The organism is Pseudomonas siliginis, assembly GCF_024072275.1.
In the GTDB taxonomy this organism is placed as follows: domain Bacteria; phylum Pseudomonadota; class Gammaproteobacteria; order Pseudomonadales; family Pseudomonadaceae; genus Aquipseudomonas; species Aquipseudomonas siliginis.
This window is the reverse complement of sequence record NZ_CP099598.1, coordinates 4,102,593-4,121,568: the sequence shown is the minus strand read 5'-3', so window position 1 is coordinate 4,121,568 and position 18,976 is coordinate 4,102,593. Positions and strand designations below refer to the sequence as shown.

Genomic DNA, 18,976 nt, shown 5'->3' with positions numbered 1-18,976 from the left:
TGTTGAACCACTTCCGTTTCCCTTCGCTGCTCAAGCATAGTCGATCATGCAGGGATACCGAGGTTCCCGAATCGCCTTGTAACAAGGCTTGCTGAGGCGATTTTATCTGTGTGTCGTCGCTGGATCGTCATCATCACTGTGAAAGTGCCCGAGGAGAAGACGTGGATTCCCGATTGAATGCTTTTCTTGAACGCGCCGAGTCGGTTCTGGCGCGAATCGAACCACTGTTGCCGGCACCGCGCCCCGTCATTGACTGGAACAGTTGCCTGGCAGCGCGCTGGCAGCGTGACGGTCGCAGCGGTTACCTGTTGCCGCTGGAAGTCAGCCTCGACATGCGTCTGTCCGACCTGATCGGCGTCGACCGGCAGTTGGAGCAGTTGGGGCGCAACACACAACAATTTCTTGATGGCATGCCGGCCAACCACGCCTTGCTCTGGGGTTCACGCGGTACCGGCAAGTCTTCGCTGGTGCGTGCGTTGCTGGCCGAGCACGCCGGTGCCGGCCTGCGTCTGATCGAGATCGAACGCGATCACTTGGCTGACCTGCCACGCGTGGTCGAGCAAGTCGCCAAATTGCCGCAACGTTTCGTACTGTTCTGCGATGACCTGTCGTTCGAATCCGGCGAAGGCGACTACCGCGTGCTGAAAAGCGTGCTCGACGGTTCGCTCGAGCAGGCCCCCGACAATGTCTTGTTGTACGCCACTTCCAACCGCCGCCACCTGGTGCCGGAAAAGGAAAGCGACAACGAAAACTGGAAGCGCGTCGACGGCGAACTGCACCCGAGCGAAGCGGTGGAAGACAAGATCGCCCTGTCCGACCGTTTCGGCCTGTGGCTGTCGTTCTACCCGTTTACCCAAGAACATTTTCTCGACGTCGTCGAGCACTGGATCGGCCAGTTGGCCGCCAAGGCCGGCCTGAGCTGGCAGCGCGACGAAGCACTGGACATCCTCGCCGTGCGCTGGGCCACCGGCCGCGGTAATCGCAACGGACGTTGCGCGTATCAATTCGCCCGCTACTGGGTGGGACTGAAATTGCTGGAGCACAAGGCATGATTGATTTGCAACAAAGCGGCCAGGGCCTCGAAGGCTACGGTATGTTGGCCGCACAACTGGAATCGCTACTGGCGGACGAACGCGACTTCATCGCCAATGCCGCGCAGTTTTCCGCGTTCCTGTTCAACCAGCTCGATGATTTGAACTGGGCCGGTTTCTACCTCAATCGTAACGAAGAGCTGGTGCTCGGCCCGTTTCAGGGCCAGATCGCTTGCGTGCGCATCCCGTTCGGGCGCGGTGTTTGCGGCGCCGCTGCTGCCAGTCTGCAAACCCAGCGCGTCGAGGATGTACATGCCTTCCCGGGCCACATTGCCTGCGACAGCGCTTCCAACAGCGAACTGGTAGTGCCTTTGGTCAAGGACGGTCGCCTGATCGGCGTGCTCGACCTCGACAGCCCGAAGCTGGCGCGTTTCGGCGCCGAAGATCAGGCCGGCATCGAGCAACTGGCGGCGATTTTCCTGCGCCTGACCGACTGCTGATCAACCGCTGAGGCCAGCCTTGTGCATCAGGCTGGCCGTGTCCACGCTGTCGATTTGCGCGGGATCGAGAAACCGCGTCGCGTACTGCATGTACACACCCTCATTGATGAACAGGCCGAACAACGGCGCATCGATGTGCGCTTCACGGCACATGGTCGCCATGATCCCCAGCGCCTCGCTCAACGACTTGGCTTTCTTGTAAGGGCGATCGGCGGCGGTCAGCGCTTCGAAAATATCGGCAATCGCCATCATCCTCGCCGGCAGGCTCATCTCCTCGCGTTTCAGCCGTTTCGGATACCCGGTGCCGTCCATTTTTTCGTGATGGCCGCCGGCGATCTCGGCAATGCTGTCCAGGTGACCGGGGAAAGGCAGGTGGCTGAGCATCATGATCGTCTGCACCATGTGATGGTTGATGATGTAGCGCTCTTCGCGGGTCAGCGTGCCGCGGGCGATCTTCAGGTTGTACAACTCGCCGCGGTTGTACTTGTACGCGGGCACATCGAGTTTGAAGCCCCAGGGGTTGTCCTCGGGGATCAGTTCGCTCTTGTCGCGTTCGATCAGATGCTCGGGTTTGTCGACCAGCAGACTTTCACTGACGGGCAGCAGCGGCGCAGGGGTTTTCGCCTGGCGGCGGTTTTCTTCCCATGACACACCGAGGCGATCATCAAGTGTGCGCAGCCATCTGCGTTGCGCCACTCGCTCGAGGCGTTGCAGGTCGGCCTCGGCCATGGCCTCGCCACCGAGATTGCAGCGGGCGACAAAGGCGAAGTCGTTGTCGAGCATCAGCAACTCACTATCACGGTCGCGGGCCAGCGCCGCTTCGTCTGCACCGCTTGCCAGGGTCTGCCAGTAGTTGATACACACGTCACGCTTGAGCACTTCGAAGCGGGTGCGGATTTCATGGATGCGGTCGTTGATGGTCTCGAGCTTGGTGGCTTTGTCGACCACGTATTCCGGCGTCGTGACCTTGCCGCAATCGTGCAGCCACGCGGCGATGTGCAACGCCTCCCATTCATCCTCGCTCGGTTGGTAAGCGCTGAACGCCGGGTCCTGGCTTGCCGCAGCAGCCTGGGCGAGCATCAACGTCAGTTCCGGCACCCGCTGGCAATGGCCGCCGGTGTAGGGGCTCTTGGCGTCGATCGCGCTGGCCAGCAGTTGGATGAAGGCGTCGAGCAGTTGTTTCTGCCGCGCTTGCAGACGCTGACTTTCGATGCTCACCGCCGCCGCGCCGGACACCGCCTGCAAGAAGGCAATTCGGTCAGGCCGCAGCTTTTCCAGATCACTCGGCTCACCACTGTCATTGACCAGCAGAATCAGCAGGCCGATGGTTTCATCGTGCTGGTTGTGCAGGCGGATGCCGATCAGGTGAATGCGCGGTGATTCCATGGCCAGGAGGATTTTCTGCAAGTCGCCGGCCTGATCGAAGCCCAGATGGCTGACGGTATTGTTGGCGCTGGCCAGTTGCTCGAACCACGCCGGGCCGGTGTTTTTATGCAACTCACGTCCTTGAATGTCGAACGCCTCCAGCTTCTGCGGCACGCCATCAATCACCAGTCCATAAGGTTCCATGCGCGCGCCGTCGGCTTCGCGCAGGTAGATCAGACCGGCCTGCGCCTGAGCGATCTGTACGGTTTCGAACAGCACGCGTTCGAGCAGCGGGGCAAAACGGGTTTCGGCGCAAAGGCTGTCAGTGATGCGGAAGAAACTGCCCAGGGTTTCTTTCATCCGCGCCATCGACAGGCTTAATTGATCGACTTCCAGTACGGGCGAGCGGCGCGCCAGCGGAGAACTGAAGTCGAAGCTGCGGATCGCGTCGGCCTCCTTGACCAGGGCATGCAGCGGCTTGACCAGAATCCGCGAAATCACCCAGCCCAATGGCAGGCACAGCAGCAGGATGGCCAGGGTGATCAGCGCGCCTTGCCAGCGCATCCGGAACGCATCCACCAGTAATTCGTCTTCCGGCACCAGCAGCGCCAGTTGCAGACCTTTCGGCCCGCCTTCCTCGATGCTGGTGCGTGCGACGATCCATTGCCGGTCGTTTACTTGCAGACGCTTGCCGATATTGTCGGAGCTGAGCAGCGCGTTCAGCTCAGGGCTGAGATCGGCCGCTCTGGCCAGCCGCGCAGTGCGGTCATCGACGATCAGGCGATGACTGTCGGGGTAAGCCACGGCGTTGCCGTCGGTGTCGTACAGCGCGATCTCTGTCGAAGGCGTGACCTGGTGCTTGCCCAGGGCGGTCGACAGCGAAGCGAGGGTCAGGTCGGCGCCGATCACCGCGTTCTCGCCGCTGCGCCGGGCCAGCGTGGTGCCGACATTGTGGGTCGAGAAAAATACATAGGGCTCGGTGGTGATTTGCCCGGCCTGTTGCAGGGCGTCGCTGAACCAGGTCCGGCTGCGCGGATCGTACGGCTCTTGGGGATGCTCGCGGCGGTTGATCGGTGTCAGGGCCTGATCAAAGAACAATGATTGCGAGCGTATGGCGCCTTGTGGAGCATGCTCGATGCTCCAGACTTGATAGGCCGCCGCTTCCGGCGCCTGAAGCTGTGCCTTCAGAGCCGGAGTACGCAGCGCGCGCACCATGAAGAAATCGCCATTGGCGTAACCCAGATACAGCGACGCCAGCGCCGGGTTGTCGGTGAGCGACTGGCTGAAGGGTTTGAGCAAGGGCAGGCGTTGTTCCAGATCACTAGCCTGGGCTGCCGGGGTATCCGCCAGCAGGCTCAACAGGTTGCGGATCGGCTGATAGGTTGCCTGCAGATCGAGGCGTACATCCTGCTCGATGCGGTCAAACAGCTTTTCGCTGCTCGACAGGATGATCTGCGTGGTCTGGTGGTAATTGAACAGGCCCAGCACCACGCCGGTGAGCAATAAAAGAAAGGTGAACATGACGCTGATGTGCACGTGCAGCGGCAACCGGCGTTGCTCGGGGCGCAGTGGGCTGTGCATTGCAGGCTCTCCATGAATGTTTAACTCACTGCTCAGCGTCCAAGCATAGTTAAGACTCGCTCACTGTGCCTTGATCGGCCAGGGTCAATTGCTGTTGCAGGGCCTGCGCCAGTTCGAGCATCGCTTGGCTGGTTGCCGCCCAGCGACGGGCAATCTCCTGTGACGCGAGCGCTTGCTGGCAGGCGTCCTCGAGCTCATCGCAACATTCGATCAACCGCGAGGCCTGCGCGATGCGTGCTGCGCCCTTGATCTTGTGCGCAACCACTGCCAGCGCTTCGCGATCATCCTCGGGCGACAGCCTCAGCAGTTCTTCGCGGTCGAGACGGCTGCTCTTGAGCAGTTCCACCAGCATGCGCCGGGTTTGCCCGGGGTTGTTGCCGGTCAGCAGGCTCAGACTTTGCAGGTCGAAGACCGAGGCCGGTGATGCCGGCGTGATGCCGTCGATCCATTGTCCGAGCAAGGTCAGACTCAACGGTTTGAACAGGCAGTCGTCCATGCCGGCGAGCTTGCAGCGCTGGACTTCTTCGGGCTGGGCATTGGCGGTGAAACCCAGCACGGTGCACGGCGGGCGGTGGTTTTGCAGTTCAAGCTGGCGAATCCCACGGGTCATGTCATAGCCGTTCATCAAGGGCATGTTGCAGTCGACGATCACCAGATCGAAATGATCGGCCTTCCACCGCTCGAGGCCGCTGCAGCCATCTTCGGCAATGCTGAAGCGATGACCGAGAAACTCCAGTTGCTGACACATGAGCAAACGGTTGGCCGGATGGTCGTCGACAACCAGGACATGTAACGGCGTTGTCGCAGGCTTGATCAACGGTTCGCTTTTCGGCGGATTCGCCTTTGCCGGCAGGCTGTCCAGCGGCAGCGATATGCAAACCTGAGTGCCGATGCCGGGCTGGCTGCTCAACTGCAGTTGTCCGCCCATCATTTCGCACAGGTTGCGACTGATGACCAGCCCGAGTCCGGCGCCGTTTTTTGCCTGCCTACTGCCGTTATCCGCCTGCGAGAAAGGTTCGAACAAGCGCTGTTGATCTTCGGCGCTGATGCCTGAGCCGCTGTCCTGCACGGTCAGCTGCATCAATGTTCGCCCAGCAGCGTCTGCCGGGATCAGGTCGAGGGTGATCCGCACGTGGCCGCTTTCGGTGAACTTGATAGCGTTGCTGACCAGGTTGGACAGCACCTGCTTGAAGCGCAGCGGATCCAGATGCACATCCACAGCCGGGTTCGGCGGGTTGAAGACGACTTGCAAGGCAAGGTTTTTCTGCCGCGCTAGGCCGTCGAAGATGCGCGCAACGGAGGTCACCGTGTCGACCAGATTGATCCACTCCGGAGACAGGCTCAGACGGCCGGACTCAATGCGGGCGATGTCGAGGATATCGCCGATCAGCCCGAGCAGATCCTTGGCCGAATGGTAGGCCGTGTCGATCGAAGCGCGATCGGGGTGCTGCGGATCGATGCGTCGCAGGGTCAGTTCGAGCATGCCGATCACGGCGTTCATCGGTGTACGGATCTCGTGGCTCATGGTTGCCAGGAAGGTACTTTTGGCCCGGTTCGCCTCGTCTGCCTGTTCTTTGGCCGCACGCAGTTTTTCAAACAATTGGCGGCGTTCACTGATATCGATCCAGCCGCCAATGATGCCCTGGACGGCACCGCTGGAGTCGCGGTAGGGAAGTATCCAGTGGTAAATCGTCAGGCGGCGGCTGCCGATGTGCAGAGGCCGGTCGAGTATCAAGGGAATGCCTTCGGCAATGACTCTCTGGTAATCAGCCTGGAATGCCTCGGCCTCGAACGCGTTGCTCAGGGTGCCTTGCACGACGCCTTTGCCGATGATGTCCTCGCGTCTGGCGTTGAACGCTTCGAGATAACTGTCGTTGCAACTTTGCAGCAGACCCTGGCGATCTCGCACGTAGATCGGGTGTGGTGTGCCGTTGACCAGCGAGCGCATGAACTCCAGTTGATCGTTCAGCGCGCGTTCGGCAGCCTGACGTTGCTTGATCTGGTGGCGCATGTAGGCGTTCCAGGTCAACAACAGCAGCAGGATCAGGCCGGCGGCTGCGACTACTTGGTAGAACAGGCGCTGGTAGTTTTGCCAGATGTTCTGTGATGCCGTGGAGTAACCGCGCCAGCGGCCGTTGATCACGCCGAGCTCCTCGGGAGCGATGCTCAGCAGCGCCTTGTTGATGATCGAGGCCAGTTCGGTGTTGTCACGGGCGGTCGCCAGCGAAAAGGCCGCCTGACTGGTGCCGATGGTGGTGGTGATTTGCAGTGGCCGATCGAATATGCGCGATGAGATGAAATAGTTGGCGATCACCAGCGAGTTCACCGCGCCGTCGACATGGTTGTCGGCCAGCATCGACACGGCGCTGAAGGTGTCGGGGGTTTCGATCAGTTCGATGCCCGGAAAATTCTCATGCAAGTAGGCGACCAGCGGATTGCCTTGGGCGATCGCCAGACGCTTGCCTTTGAGTTGGGCCAGGTTGGTCGGGCTGTCGGCGCTTTTGCGGGTCAGCAGCACGTAGGAATTTTCCAGATAGGGACGACTGAAACTCAGGTTTTTTTCACGTTCGGCGCTGGGCAGCAGGGCGGCAATCAGATCGGCCTTGTGATTGTCGATCTGCCTGATCATTTCCGCATCGTTGCGACTGCGCTGGATTTCGAAACGCAGGCCGGTACGCAAGCGAATCAGTTCGAGCAGGTCGGCACTGATGCCGCGAAAATTGCCGGCGCTGTCGAAGAAGGTCAACGGTGCGTACGCTTCATTGACCACTACGCTGACGACGGGATGCTGCTTGAGCCAGTTCTCCTCACGATCCGTCAGCTGGAGTTTGCTGTCGGTGAGCAGCAGGTCGCTGCCGGCGCTCCAGCGTTTGGCGATGTCATCGCGCTGGCTGCGCGGGATCGCTGCGAGCACTGTGTCGATGATGCCCAGCAACTGCGGATTGCTGCGCCGCACGGCGAAGCTGAAGCCATGGGCTTCCTGCTTGCCGAAGTTGGCCATGCGAACGTTGTTGAGATAGCCCTTGTTGATCATGTAATGGGTGGAGAGGGTGTCGCCGAGAAACACATCGGCCTGGTCGAAGGCCACCGCGTTGATTGCGTTCTGATAGGACGGATAGCAGGTGATCAGCGCCTTGGGATACAGCGCCTTGATCTCCGGCAGCGGCAAATAGTGATACACCATGCTCAGGCGCAGGCCGGCGAGGCCTTCGGTCAGCGAGCGGGTTTCATCTTCGCGGGTCACCAGTACCGGCTGATCGACCGCGTAAGGTGTGGAGAGCGCGAGGTTGGCATTGCCTGCTTCGTAGCCGTTGGCTGTGCCAAGCAGGTCGATCTGGCCATCGATCAAGGCGCGAATTGCAGCCTCGCGCGAGGGAAAGCGTTGCACGCGAATCGGCAAACCGGTGGCCTGACCGAGAATCCCTGCGTAATCGGCGGTCAGTCCCTCGTAGTCCTGGCCACTGACGGTCATGTCGAATGGCGGGTAATCAGGTGCGGAGGTACCCAGTTTCAGTTCGCTACGAGTCTGTAGCCATTGCCGTTGTGACGGTTGCAGGACAATCCCGACAGCCTCGGTTGCCGAGCGGCTGAGCAACGCATAGTCGGGTGAGGGGCTTGGCGAGGCGAAGGCATTGGCGCTCAGATACAGAACGGCGCTCAAGGTGATCAGGTAGTCCTTCAGACGGCTGGGCATGTGGGGTCTCACACGAGTGCGTTGCGTTTGGCCATCTCGATAAGTTCTACAAGGGATCTGGCTTTGAGTTTTTGCATCAGACGCTTTTTATAAGTGCTGACGGTCTTGTTGCTCAGAAACATGCCCTTGGCTATTTCCTTGTTGGTACGTCCCTGAGCAAATAACTGCAATACCATCAGTTCGCGGTCATTGACGGATTTGAACAGTTCAAGTTCAGCGTATCGAGTGTCGTCGGCGCGCACCGGATTAAGCGCTTGACTGGGAAAGTAGTTATAACCGGAAAGTACCGCTTTGATTGCGCTGACCAATTCGCTCAAGTCTTCCTGCTTGCAGACATATCCCGATGCGCCGGATTGCATGCAGCGAATGCCGAACAGCGTAGGACACTGCGCCGTCAGAATCAGAATCTTGAAATTGGAACCCATGGTGTTGAAGCGGGCCAGCACTTCGAGGCCGTCCAGCTTGGGAATGCTGATATCGAGAATGACCAGGTCGGGCATGCATTCACGGACCATCTGCATGGCATCGACACCGTTATCGGTCTCACCGACGACCTTGTAGCCTTCATGTTCCAGGAGCATTCGCACGGCGAGGCGGATGACCGGATGATCGTCCACAATAAAAACGGAGTTCATAAATAGAGTCCCATGCAAGCATGAATAAAGCGCGCACCTTAGCTCAGATGCATGAGCACTCGCATGGACTGGTAGTGTCGCGACTACGTTATCGGATTAATCCTACGCGTAATGAAGAAATGGACTACGTTGAAATTAGGATTGGCGTAAGGAAGCACGAGCGTTCAATTCGCCGAAGATGGAAATTATCCGAGAGCCAATATCGATCTCCAATTATTTACTGGTGTTTAAAGTTGTGTTTAACAAGTGCGGTTCGTTTTGTTTGGTTGCCTGGGTCAGCGCGATCCAGTCTTACCAGTTTAAAGAACGCGTATAACGTTCGTGGCGATAACTCACCGGGCATCAGCCGGCCAGACCAATGGCTGGCTGATGGGGGACGATCAATGACTTGAGCGGCCGGTCATTTCCAGTGCCATGTCACTGGCGTAACTGTCGGTCATGCCGGCGATGAAATCGATCATGCGCAGAAACGAACTGTGCAGCGAACCTTGAGGGTCCGGCGCATTGTTGCCGAGCAAATCGAGAATACGCCGGCTCTTGAACGACGGCGTGCGGCCGTTGTGCTGCTCCAGCGCGGCACCGCAGAACGAATTGAGCAGAATCTCCAGCGTGGTATACGCGCCGATCTCATGCAGCGTCTTGCGCTTGTCCTGGAAGATCTTCTTGCGCGCGATGTCCTTGGCGTTCAACACGCAGCGCTTTGCCGGCCCGTGCATGTGTTCGACCAGATCGCCGTGCAGTGTGCCGGCGAGCAGGGCATCCTGCTGTTCGACAAATGCCCGCGCCGCCGCGTTGGTCAGGTGCTCGATGGCCTTGCCGCGCAGGATCGCCAGTTTACGCCGCCGGGAATCCTGCGGGCCGAGCTGGCGATAGGTTTCCGGCAAATCGTCGCCGACCAGACCGAGCAGCAGTGACTCGACTTCGGCGTATTCGAGCAGCTCCATTTCCAGACCGTCTTCGAGATCGATCAGCGCGTAGCAGATGTCATCGGCAGCCTCCATCAAGTACACCAATGGATGGCGTGCCCAGCGCTGGTCTTCGATTTGCGGCAGACCGAGTTTGTGCGCGATCTGTTCGAGCAATGGCAGCTCGCTTTGGTAGCAGCCGAATTTGTGTTTCTTGTAGCCGAGGGAGTCGGCGTGGCGCGCGGTCCACGGATACTTCAGGTAGGTGCCCAGCGTCGCGTAGGTCAGGCGTGTGCCGCCGTCGAACTGGTGATATTCCAGCTGCGTCAGCACGCGAAAGCCTTGAGCATTGCCTTCGAAATTGAGGAAATCACCACGCTCGGCCTCGCTCATGCCGTCCAGCCAGCCACGTCCGGCGGCTTGTTGAAACCAGTGGCGAATCGCGTCTTCGCCGGAATGGCCAAACGGCGGATTGCCGATGTCATGGGCCAGGCAGGCCGACTGCACGACCATGCCGAGGTCGGCCGGGTCGCACCAGTCTGGCAGCGCGCTGCGCAAGGTTTCACCGACACGCATGCCCAGCGAGCGGCCGACGCAGCTGACTTCCAGCGAGTGGGTCAGGCGGGTATGAATGTGATCGTTGCTGGTGACCGGGTGCACTTGGGTCTTGCGCCCGAGGCGGCGGAAGGCCCCGGAGAAAATGATGCGGTCATGGTCTTTGTGAAAAGGGCTGCGGCCGAGTTCTTGCGGGCTGTGCAGCGGCTTGCCGAGGCGTTCGCGGTTGAGCAGGGTAGGCCAATCCAAGGCTGAAACTCTCCGTCTGGTGACTGATCGCCCTAGCTTCCCGGTTCGGCTGCGCGCCTGCAAGCGGAACTACAGACCCGCCGCATCGATATCAATCAGCAACAGCCGTTCGCCGTTATCGAAAAACTGCCCCGCAGTCAGGCAATACTGGTTGCTGGTGGCATCGCGATAGGTGTTCGACAGGGTCAGGCGGCGTTCTTCCCAGCCTTCGGCCAGCAGATGATAGAAGTACGGTCGCCACGACCAGTTGTGCCCCAGATAGCGATCATCGGCGAACCAGCCGTTATGGCGCCATTCCAGGTTGGGGGTCAGTTGCGTGCCGTGGCGGTCGCACTGATAAAAGCGCAGCAGCCAGGGAAACGCCTGCAATTGCGGCAATGCACTGAGCGGGGCGCGGGCCTGCGCCCATTGCTGCAGAATCGCCATCAGCTCGCTGAGCTGCTGACGCATTTGCATCAGCCGCCCGCGCTCGCTGAGTTTCTGCTTCACGTAGCGTTGCCGCAATTGCGCGAAATGCGTGACGAAGGCATCGGAAGCGAAGAATTCTTCTTGTGCCCGGGCGAAGAGAAATCCCTGCACATAGCGCGAGCCGCACTCCAGCGCGAAATTCAGCTGCGCTTCGGTTTCGACGCCTTCGGCGATGATCCAGCAGCCGGTTTTCTCGGCCATCTGGGCGAGAGCCTTGACCACATCGCTGCTCGGTCCGCCGAGGGCTGCAGCCTGAAACAGGCGCATATCGAGCTTGAGAATGTCCGGTTGCAGGGCCAACACCCGATCCAGCTGCGAATAGCCTGCGCCGAAATCATCAATGGCGATTCTCGCCCCTGCGTCACGGTAGCGCCCGACCACGTGGGCCAGGCGTTCGCTGTTACCACCCAGTTCGGTGATTTCAAATACGATGCGCTGCGGATCAACCTCGTGTCGCGCCAGTTGTTTGAGACTTGGCAGCGCTTGATCGGCGCGCAGCCGGCTGATCCAGCGTGGCGACATGTTCAGGCTGAGAAACCACTCGGCCGGCGCTTCATGCAGGCGGCTGAGGGCGTGATCACGAATTTGCCGGTCGAGACGGCGCAAGGCAGTGGCCGGCGTGCGCGGATCGGCGAACAACGGTCCTACCGAGGTCAGTTGACCATCGCTCTGACGCAGGCGGCCCAATGCTTCGACGCCTGCAATGCGGCCGGTGGCGGTATCGATGAAAGGCTGAAAACAGGCGAGCGGTTGCCCGTCGATCACGGCAAGTCCTTAATCTTGTTTTTGGTTTGGCCGCGCTTGCCGGATAGGCACGCGGGATGGAATCTCCCGATAAGGAGATTCATCCCGGCGCTATTGCAAGAATGTAGCCAGATGGGCGCTTCAGCGTTTGCCCGAGCTGTGCATGACCAGTCTGATCAGCGGCCCAAGCGTCGTGCCTAGACGCAGCAGTCGCGTCAAACCGCCACCACTGCTGCGTTTCGAGCCTTTGCCGGTGAGGAAACCCAGCAGCGTCACCGCCGCCACGCCCCACAACGGCGCGTGCTTGATGCCGAAACCGTCCTGCACGTTCTGCTTCATGCCACGCATGCGCTGCAACGGTTGCAGCACTTGCGCGGTTTCGTGGCGGATTTCCTGACGGTGCATTTCCATGCGCAGGCGGATCAGCGCCTTGCGCATTTCCCGGCGGGAGCTGTTGTGCGGAAGTTCAGGCAGGCTCATGGCAGCAGACGCTCCCGGTCGTTGGCCAGCTCTTCGAGCGTGCCGTGGAAAGGCGAGGACTCATCGAAAATCGCCGCTTTGAGGCGCAGACCGCAGAAGATCGACGCCAGCGTGTAAAACACGCACAGGCCGATGATCGCCGCCAGGCGGTAGGTGTCCCAGAAGATGATCATCACCAGCGTCGACAGACCTACCAGCAACAGCAGGGCAAAAACCAGCGCCAGGCCTGCGAACAGCAGCAGGCTGACAGTGCGTGATTTCTGCTCCTGCAGCTCGATGCCGAACAGTTCGACATGACTGTGCAGCAGGCCCAGAACCGCAGCGCCGAGGCGACGCGTAGAGGAGGCGGTGCCCGCAGTCGGGCCGGATTCACCGATCGACATGATCAGCGCCGAGTTGCCAGCAGGCCGATCAGAAAGCCGACGCCGGCAGCGATGCCCACCGACTGCCATGGGTTGGCCGACACATAATCTTCAGTAGCGGTTACGGCCGCCTGACCGCGCTCACGCAGGGTGTCTTCGGTCACCTTCAGGGTTTCCCGGGCACGCAGCAGGCTGTCATGAATCTGGGCACGCAGCTCATCGGCCTGATCACCCGCGAGGGTCTTGGTGTGTTCGAGCAAGCGTTCGGTGTCGGCGACCAGAGTCTGGAAGTCGTTCATCAGGATTTCTTGAGCAGTCTTTGCCTTGATGCTGGCCATGGGTGGATCTCCGTAGGTGGCTTTGAAGCGTTCGAGTATGAGCCTTGCGCGAAGGTTCAGTGCAAATGCCTGGTACAACTTTTGCTGTGTCGTGGTGCGTCGCTCGGTATATGTGCGCTGTTGCCGGGCGTCCCAGCAGAAAAACTCTAATTAATTTACTAGCAGTTCGTGATCGGACATCGATAAATGCGCCAAATCAGTTCATCAACCCTGCCGTTGGATATTTGATGAGTCGTAATTTGGTGCATGAAATGCACACATGAACCGCTTTGGTGCCTTTTAGCCTTGGGTCTGCCTCCTCATGGAAAATCTGCAAAGCGCTGTGGACACACTGGTTCACAGCTCCAACACGTTGTTCATTCTGATCGGTGCGGTGATGGTACTGGCGATGCACGCCGGTTTCGCCTTTCTGGAGGTCGGCACGGTCCGGCAGAAGAACCAGGTCAACGCGCTGGCGAAAATCCTCAGCGACTTCGCCGTGTCGACCCTGGCCTATTTCTTTATAGGCTATTGGATCTCCTATGGCGTCACCTTCATGCAACCGGCGGCGGTGCTCGCGGCTGACCATGGCTATGGACTGGTGAAGTTTTTCTTTCTGCTGACTTTCGCTGCCGCGATCCCGGCGATCATTTCCGGCGGCATTGCCGAACGCGCGCGGTTTGTCCCGCAGTTGTGCGCGACGGCGCTGATCGTGGCGTTTATCTATCCGTTCTTCGAAGGGCTGATCTGGAACGGTAATTTCGGTTTGCAAGGCTGGCTGGCGGCGCAGTTTGGCGCGGCATTCCATGATTTCGCCGGCTCGGTGGTGGTGCATGCCGTGGGCGGTTGGCTGGCGTTGGCCGCTGTTCTGCTGCTCGGCCCGCGCAATGGTCGCTACCGCGATGGGCGCCTGGTCGCGTTCGCGCCGTCGAGCATTCCGTTTCTCGCACTGGGCTCGTGGATCCTGATTGTCGGCTGGTTCGGCTTCAACGTGATGAGCGCGCAGACGCTGCAAGGCGTCAGTGGCCTGGTCGCGGTCAACTCGCTGATGGCCATGGTCGGCGGTACCGTCGCGGCGTTGATCGTTGGGCGCAACGACCCTGGCTTTCTGCACAACGGCCCGCTGGCCGGGCTGGTGGCGATTTGCGCCGGATCCGACCTGATGCATCCGGTCGGTGCGCTGGTAACGGGCGCGATCGCCGGAGCCTTGTTTGTCTGGTGCTTTACCGCTGCGCAAGTCAAATGGCGCATCGATGATGTCTTGGGTGTCTGGCCGTTGCATGGTTTGTGTGGCGTGTGGGGTGGGATTGCCTGCGGCATCTTCGGTCAGTCTGCGCTGGGTGGCCTGGGCGGCGTCAGCCTGATCAGCCAGTTGATCGGCACTGCGCTTGGCGTCGCGGTAGCGCTGGTTGGCGGCTTCGTCGTCTACGGCGCGATCAAGGCATTGCATGGGCTGCGCCTGAGTCAGGAACAAGAGTATTACGGCGCCGACCTGTCGCTGCACAAGATCGGCGCGGTGAGTCAGGACTAGATTTCCTCATCATTGGCTCCGGGATAGAAACCGTGGAGCAGGCGATAGCGATCGATACGCACTTGATCGACCTTCTCCTGCACTTTGTGCGCGGGCAGGCCAAGCATGATCAGCGCGTGTGAAGCGAGCATCAGGCTCGACTCCAGAAGCTCCGGCACCACCTCGGTGGCGCCGGCAGCTCTGAGTTCCGCCGATTGGCTGTCGTCACGGGTGCGTACCAGAATCGGCACCTGTCGGTTGAGTCGCCGGGCTTCGCGCAGAATGCGCAACGCCACGTCACTTTGATCCACGGCAATCACCAGCAGCCTGGCGCGCAACAGGCCGACGGCTGTAAGCAGATCGCCACGCGCCGAGTCGCCGTAATGCACGTCGCTTTCCGCGGATGCGGCTTCCTGCACCCGCACCGGATCGTTGTCCAGCGCAACATAGGCTTGCCCGGCGTTGCCCATGAAGCGACCGATGGACTGGCCGACGCGACCGTAGCCGCAGATCACCACGTGCTGGTCGAGGTCCGCGTTGAGCGCGCTGATCTGTTCGATCTGCGCTTCCTGATTGGGCTTGCGGTGCAGCACGGCGGCGATGCGCGGCGCCGCACGCAACAGCAGTGGCGTGAGCAGCATCGAACAGAACGTCGCCGCGAGCAGCAGTGCACCCGGCTCGGCCGGCAACAGGTTGTTCTGCTGCATCTGCGCCATCAAGGCAAAACAGAATTCGCCACCCTGAGCCAGGGCCAGGCCGCTGCGCCATGCGGTTTCGCTGTCGCTGCCGCGCCACTTCACCAGCAGCGCGACCACGATGCCCTTGATCAGCATCAGGCCGAGCGTCAGGCCGATGATCAACAGGCTGTGACTGACGAACAGTTGCAGGTCGATGAGCATGCCGATGCTGACGAAGAACACGCCGAGCAGGATGTCGCGAAAGGGCCGGATGTCAGCTTCGATCTGGTGCCGGTAATGGCTTTCCCCTAGCAACATGCCGGCAAGGAAAGCGCCGAGTGCAGGCGACAGCCCCAACAAGTGCGTGAGCCAGGCGGTCAGCAGCACGATCACCAGCGCCAGCAGGACGAACAGCTCCGCCGAACGCGAGGCCGCCACTTCATGAAACAGCCGTGGCAATAACCAGCGGCTGGCGAGCAGCAGGCCGAAGAACAGCACCAAGGTCTTGCCCAGTGTCAGCGGCAAGGCCCAATACCAGGCCTGCTCGCTGGTGCCGGCGAAGACCGGAACCAGTGTCAGCAGCAATACCGCGACAACGTCCTGAAACAGCAACACGCCGACCGCGTTCTGGCCGTGGCTGCTGAACACTTCACCAAGACTGCCCAGCTCCTTGGTCACGATCGCCGTGGATGACAGCGATAAACCGGCACCGAGCAACAGCGCCGGCATCAGCGGCATACCCAGGCCCATCAACAGGGTGCCGAGCAGCGCTGCGCTGATCAGCACTTGCTGACTGCCGAGGCGAAACACCACCTGACGCAGCGCAATCATCTTCGACAGGGAGAACTCCAGGCCCAGGGAGAACAGCAGAAACACCACGCCCAGCTCGGCGACATCCGGCAGATGTTCGCTCTCGTTGACCCAGTCGAATGCGTTCGGCCCGACCAGTAATCCCACGCACAGGTAACCCAGTACCGGCGGCAGTCGCAGGCGCCGGAACAGGGCAATCACCACAAGGGATGAGGCGAGGATGATCAACAGATTTGCAAACACGGGACACTCCGCTGTCAGGGCGTTGGCCTCTGAAGCGTAGAGGCAAAAAGTCCGCGAGGATGACGCATTTGCAATTTGCGCTGAATGATTTGCGTCAGGATTTTGCGCCGGGAGCGCTGGGTCCTTTGAGCGGCGCCGGGTCGACGAGGGTTTAGTGGCGTCCTAGAATGGGCTCACTTGTTTTCCGGTAATGCCGTCATGCCTCCTGAATGTCAGCTGTTCGGCACCCTCGGGTGTCATCTGTGTGAAGTCGCCGAAGCCGAGCTGATGCCCTTCGTCGAGCATGGTCTGCTGGTTGAACTGGTGGACATTGCCGAAGACGAATCGTGGTTCGAAAAATACAGCTTGCGCATCCCGGTACTGCGGCGCGTTGACACTGGCGCGGAGCTGGATTGGCCGTTCAGTGGCGATGAAATCGCGGCGTTTTTACGATGATGGGGTTTACTACCGTTCTTCCGCTGGTCGCAGCGATACATCCTTGCGTTGGCGCTCGCTGACTTCTTCGGTTACTGTATGTCCATACAGCAATCGAGTCAGAGGGATGAACCGTGGTCAATGTCGAACAGTTGAAGAGCAGCGTTAACCGGATGTCGGTCGACGTGGTGCGCGAGGCCGTCCTCGAATTGCGCCTGGACGGGCTGGTCACGGAAGGCAAGACGCCGTTCAACAAGCTGCATTTCAACACCTGCTTTGCCGAGATCGAAGCCCTGTTTCAGCGCGCCGGTTATCACAAGCAGCTGGATGTGGTCGGTTATCAGGGCCTGCTGTATGCCTTGTACGATCCGGGTCGCTGGGAGGCGGTCGATGTCTTGCGCTGGCTGAAGGAGTTCACCGAAGCGGCGGCACTCAAGTCGATTCCGGCCTGATGAAACTGCGCTAGGTGGCTTTGCCTCACTGTTGGATAATGCCGGCCTGCATTGAGGATCTCTGTTTCGTATGACCAGCCCCGTATTTTCCGCTGCGCACAATCAGGCCAGCACCTTGTATTTGCCGCCCGGTCCCTGGCTGACGGTACTCGATTGCCTGTGCGAGCACTTCAGCGCTATCGGCCGCGAACAATGGCTCGACCGGATTGCTCGGGGGCGGGTGCTGGATGCGCAGGGCCAGCCGATTGCGCTGGACTTGCCGTACAAGGAAGGTTTGCGCATTCACTACTTTCGCGAAGTGCCGGACGAGAAGCCGATCCCGGTGCTCGAGTCGATTCTCTACGCCGATGAACACTTGGTGGTGGCCGACAAACCCCACTTTCTGCCAGTCACCCCGGCCGGAGAATATGTCGAACAAACCCTGCTGCGCCGGCTGATCCGTCGGCTGGACAATCCGCATCTGGTGCCGCTGCACCGCATTGACCGGCACACCGCAGGGCTGGTGATCTTCTCGGCCAACCCGCAAACCCGCTCGGCCTATCAGTCATTGTTCCCGACCCGGCAGATCGACAAGCGCTACGAAGCGATCGCCCCGGCGTTGCCCGAGCTGAATTTCCCCTTGGTGCACAAGAGCCGCCTGGTCGATGGCGAGCCGTTCTTCCGCATGCAAGAAGGGCCTGGCGCCAGCAACACCGAAACGGCGGTGGAGGTGCGTGAGAAAAATGGTGATCTGTGGCGCTATGGCCTGTATCCCGTGACGGGCAAGAAGCATCAGTTGCGGGTGCACATGACGTCGCTGGGAGCGAGTATTTGCAACGACCCGTTTTATCCGACGGTGTTGAAAGATGTCGAGGACGACTACGCCAATCCGTTGAAGCTGCTAGCGCAAGGCCTGCGCTTCATCGATCCGGTGACCGGTGAGTTGCGGGAGTTCGAGAGTCAAATCACCTTGCAGTGGTAATGCTGAAACTGCTTTCCGAGTGCCCAAGAAAAAGCCCGCATGACAATGCGGGCTTTTCTGTATCCGGTAACGACGCGGAGCCTTACAGCTCTTTAACGGTACGAACCTGATCCTTGTTGATGCGGGTCTCTTTGCCGTCCAGCTGCTGGAACTCGTAGAAGCCCGAATCATCATCGTATTTCGGGGTGTCGACGGCCTGGATTTCGCGACCGTCATTCAAGGTGATCACTGTCGGCGAGGAGCAACCGGCGAGGGTTGCCAGGCCCAGTGCGAGCATGAAAGTGGCGAGGGTCCGTTGAGTCATGAGTGTGTCTCCGAATGGGAAATCTTCTGGTTACTGAGCTTGAGACGTAAACAAGGCGTGAGAGTTCCTTGGATAGTGTCAGTCTGACACAGTGTTGTGCAGATGTAACAATTCGGGGGTGTTGAGGTTGGCCAGTCGCGGATCGTTGTCAGGGCATTGCAATGCGACGGCGCCGAGACTGCGCATCACCCGCCCCGGGCTGCGTTCACCTGCATTCCAGGCTGCTTCGAATGCCGGCAACAGCGCCACCGGAATCACGCACAGCAGCGGTTCCCAGTGCTCGCCGTGGCGCAGCATTAAAGGTTTTTCACGTTGCAGATCGGCTGTGGTCAGCATGGCTTCGAGCAACGCCGTGTCGATTCGCGGCACATCACACGGCAATACCAGCAGATGCGTATGGCGCGCCGCTTTCAGCCCTGCACGAATACCGGCCAGCGGCCCGGGGAAATCGCCTTCATCATCCATTACCAACTCATCGGCAAACCCGGCATAACGCTCGCGATTGCGGTTGCAAGAGATGATCAGGTCGTCGGTCAACGGCCGCACCTTGCGCTGCAGATGCGCGATCAACGGCTCGCCCAGCCACTCGATGAGGCCCTTGTCCTGACCGCCCATGCGTTGACCGCGTCCACCGGCCAGAAGCAGGACGGAGCAGGGTGGCAACGGGTTGTTCGAGGGCATGACGACTCTCCAGAGGGGCGGCGGAAAAATGAGCCGCT

At 60.0% G+C, this 18,976-nt stretch carries 17 protein-coding genes; 6 read left to right on the top strand and 11 right to left on the bottom strand.

Features of this window, described 5'->3' with window-relative positions:
- The first annotated feature begins 161 nt into the window (after positions 1-161).
- Positions 162-1,052, top strand: coding sequence for an ATP-binding protein (locus NF676_RS18920; protein WP_150742507.1), 891 nt, complete (start codon positions 162-164; stop codon positions 1,050-1,052).
- Positions 1,049-1,531, top strand: coding sequence for a GAF domain-containing protein (locus NF676_RS18915; protein ID WP_016770850.1), 483 nt, complete (start codon positions 1,049-1,051; stop codon positions 1,529-1,531). Before NF676_RS18920 ends, NF676_RS18915 begins: the two co-directional genes overlap by 4 nt.
- Here NF676_RS18915 and NF676_RS18910 read toward each other — a convergent pair whose 3' ends face one another.
- From NF676_RS18910 to NF676_RS18875, 8 genes are all read right to left on the bottom strand, one after another.
- Positions 1,532-4,477: an HD domain-containing phosphohydrolase gene (locus NF676_RS18910; protein WP_252886601.1), complete on the bottom strand. Its 2,946-nt coding sequence runs from the start codon at positions 4,475-4,477 to the stop codon at positions 1,532-1,534.
- A gap of 49 nt (positions 4,478-4,526) precedes the next feature.
- Positions 4,527-8,171 carry a transporter substrate-binding domain-containing protein gene (locus NF676_RS18905; RefSeq protein ID WP_252886600.1) on the bottom strand — a complete coding sequence of 1,215 codons (3,645 nt, stop codon included), beginning with the start codon at positions 8,169-8,171 and terminating at the stop codon, positions 4,527-4,529.
- Positions 8,172-8,179: 8 nt separating this feature from the next.
- The gene (locus NF676_RS18900) at positions 8,180-8,806 is read right to left on the bottom strand and encodes a response regulator transcription factor (RefSeq protein WP_016770847.1); all 627 of its coding nucleotides are present in this window, start codon (positions 8,804-8,806) and stop codon (positions 8,180-8,182) included.
- A gap of 380 nt (positions 8,807-9,186) precedes the next feature.
- Positions 9,187-10,515 carry a deoxyguanosinetriphosphate triphosphohydrolase gene (locus NF676_RS18895; protein WP_016770846.1) on the bottom strand — a complete coding sequence of 443 codons (1,329 nt, stop codon included), beginning with the start codon at positions 10,513-10,515 and terminating at the stop codon, positions 9,187-9,189.
- A gap of 69 nt (positions 10,516-10,584) precedes the next feature.
- Positions 10,585-11,748, bottom strand: a complete 1,164-nt coding sequence (locus NF676_RS18890; protein WP_252886599.1) for an EAL domain-containing protein — start codon at positions 11,746-11,748, stop codon at positions 10,585-10,587.
- 120 nt (positions 11,749-11,868) lie between these two features.
- The gene (locus NF676_RS18885) at positions 11,869-12,207 is read right to left on the bottom strand and encodes a hypothetical protein (RefSeq protein ID WP_016770844.1); all 339 of its coding nucleotides are present in this window, start codon (positions 12,205-12,207) and stop codon (positions 11,869-11,871) included.
- Complete coding sequence (locus NF676_RS18880) at positions 12,204-12,590, bottom strand: phage holin family protein (protein WP_008079909.1); 387 nt, start codon at positions 12,588-12,590, stop codon at positions 12,204-12,206. The genes NF676_RS18885 and NF676_RS18880 overlap by 4 nt, the downstream gene beginning before the upstream one ends.
- 2 nt (positions 12,591-12,592) lie before the next feature.
- Positions 12,593-12,907 (bottom strand): ElaB/YgaM/YqjD family protein, encoded by a 315-nt coding sequence (locus tag NF676_RS18875; protein WP_016770842.1) that lies wholly within the window; start codon positions 12,905-12,907, stop codon positions 12,593-12,595.
- A gap of 301 nt (positions 12,908-13,208) precedes the next feature.
- On the opposite strand from NF676_RS18875, the gene NF676_RS18870 reads away from it, so the two are divergent.
- The gene (locus NF676_RS18870) at positions 13,209-14,417 is read left to right on the top strand and encodes an ammonium transporter (protein ID WP_252886598.1); all 1,209 of its coding nucleotides are present in this window, start codon (positions 13,209-13,211) and stop codon (positions 14,415-14,417) included.
- Here the strand turns inward: NF676_RS18870 and NF676_RS18865 are convergent.
- Positions 14,414-16,126: a cation:proton antiporter gene (locus NF676_RS18865; RefSeq protein ID WP_252886597.1), complete on the bottom strand. Its 1,713-nt coding sequence runs from the start codon at positions 16,124-16,126 to the stop codon at positions 14,414-14,416. The two genes, NF676_RS18870 and NF676_RS18865, sit on opposite strands and share 4 nt — an antisense overlap.
- 198 nt (positions 16,127-16,324) lie before the next feature.
- Here NF676_RS18865 and NF676_RS18860 point away from each other — a divergent pair, with 198 nt between their 5' ends.
- From NF676_RS18860 to NF676_RS18850, 3 genes are all read left to right on the top strand, one after another.
- Complete coding sequence (locus NF676_RS18860) at positions 16,325-16,561, top strand: glutaredoxin family protein (RefSeq protein ID WP_016770838.1); 237 nt, start codon at positions 16,325-16,327, stop codon at positions 16,559-16,561.
- 113 nt (positions 16,562-16,674) lie between these two features.
- The gene (locus NF676_RS18855) at positions 16,675-16,992 is read left to right on the top strand and encodes a hypothetical protein (protein WP_016770837.1); all 318 of its coding nucleotides are present in this window, start codon (positions 16,675-16,677) and stop codon (positions 16,990-16,992) included.
- Positions 16,993-17,062: 70 nt separating this feature from the next.
- A complete protein-coding gene (locus NF676_RS18850; protein WP_252886596.1) occupies positions 17,063-17,953 on the top strand; it encodes a pseudouridine synthase in 891 nt (296 codons plus the stop codon).
- A gap of 82 nt (positions 17,954-18,035) precedes the next feature.
- Here NF676_RS18850 and NF676_RS18845 read toward each other — a convergent pair whose 3' ends face one another.
- Positions 18,036-18,257: a YgdI/YgdR family lipoprotein gene (locus NF676_RS18845; protein WP_016770600.1), complete on the bottom strand. Its 222-nt coding sequence runs from the start codon at positions 18,255-18,257 to the stop codon at positions 18,036-18,038.
- Positions 18,258-18,335: 78 nt separating this feature from the next.
- A complete protein-coding gene (mobA, locus tag NF676_RS18840) occupies positions 18,336-18,938 on the bottom strand; it encodes a molybdenum cofactor guanylyltransferase MobA (protein ID WP_252886595.1) in 603 nt (200 codons plus the stop codon).
- Positions 18,939-18,976: the final 38 nt, after the last annotated feature.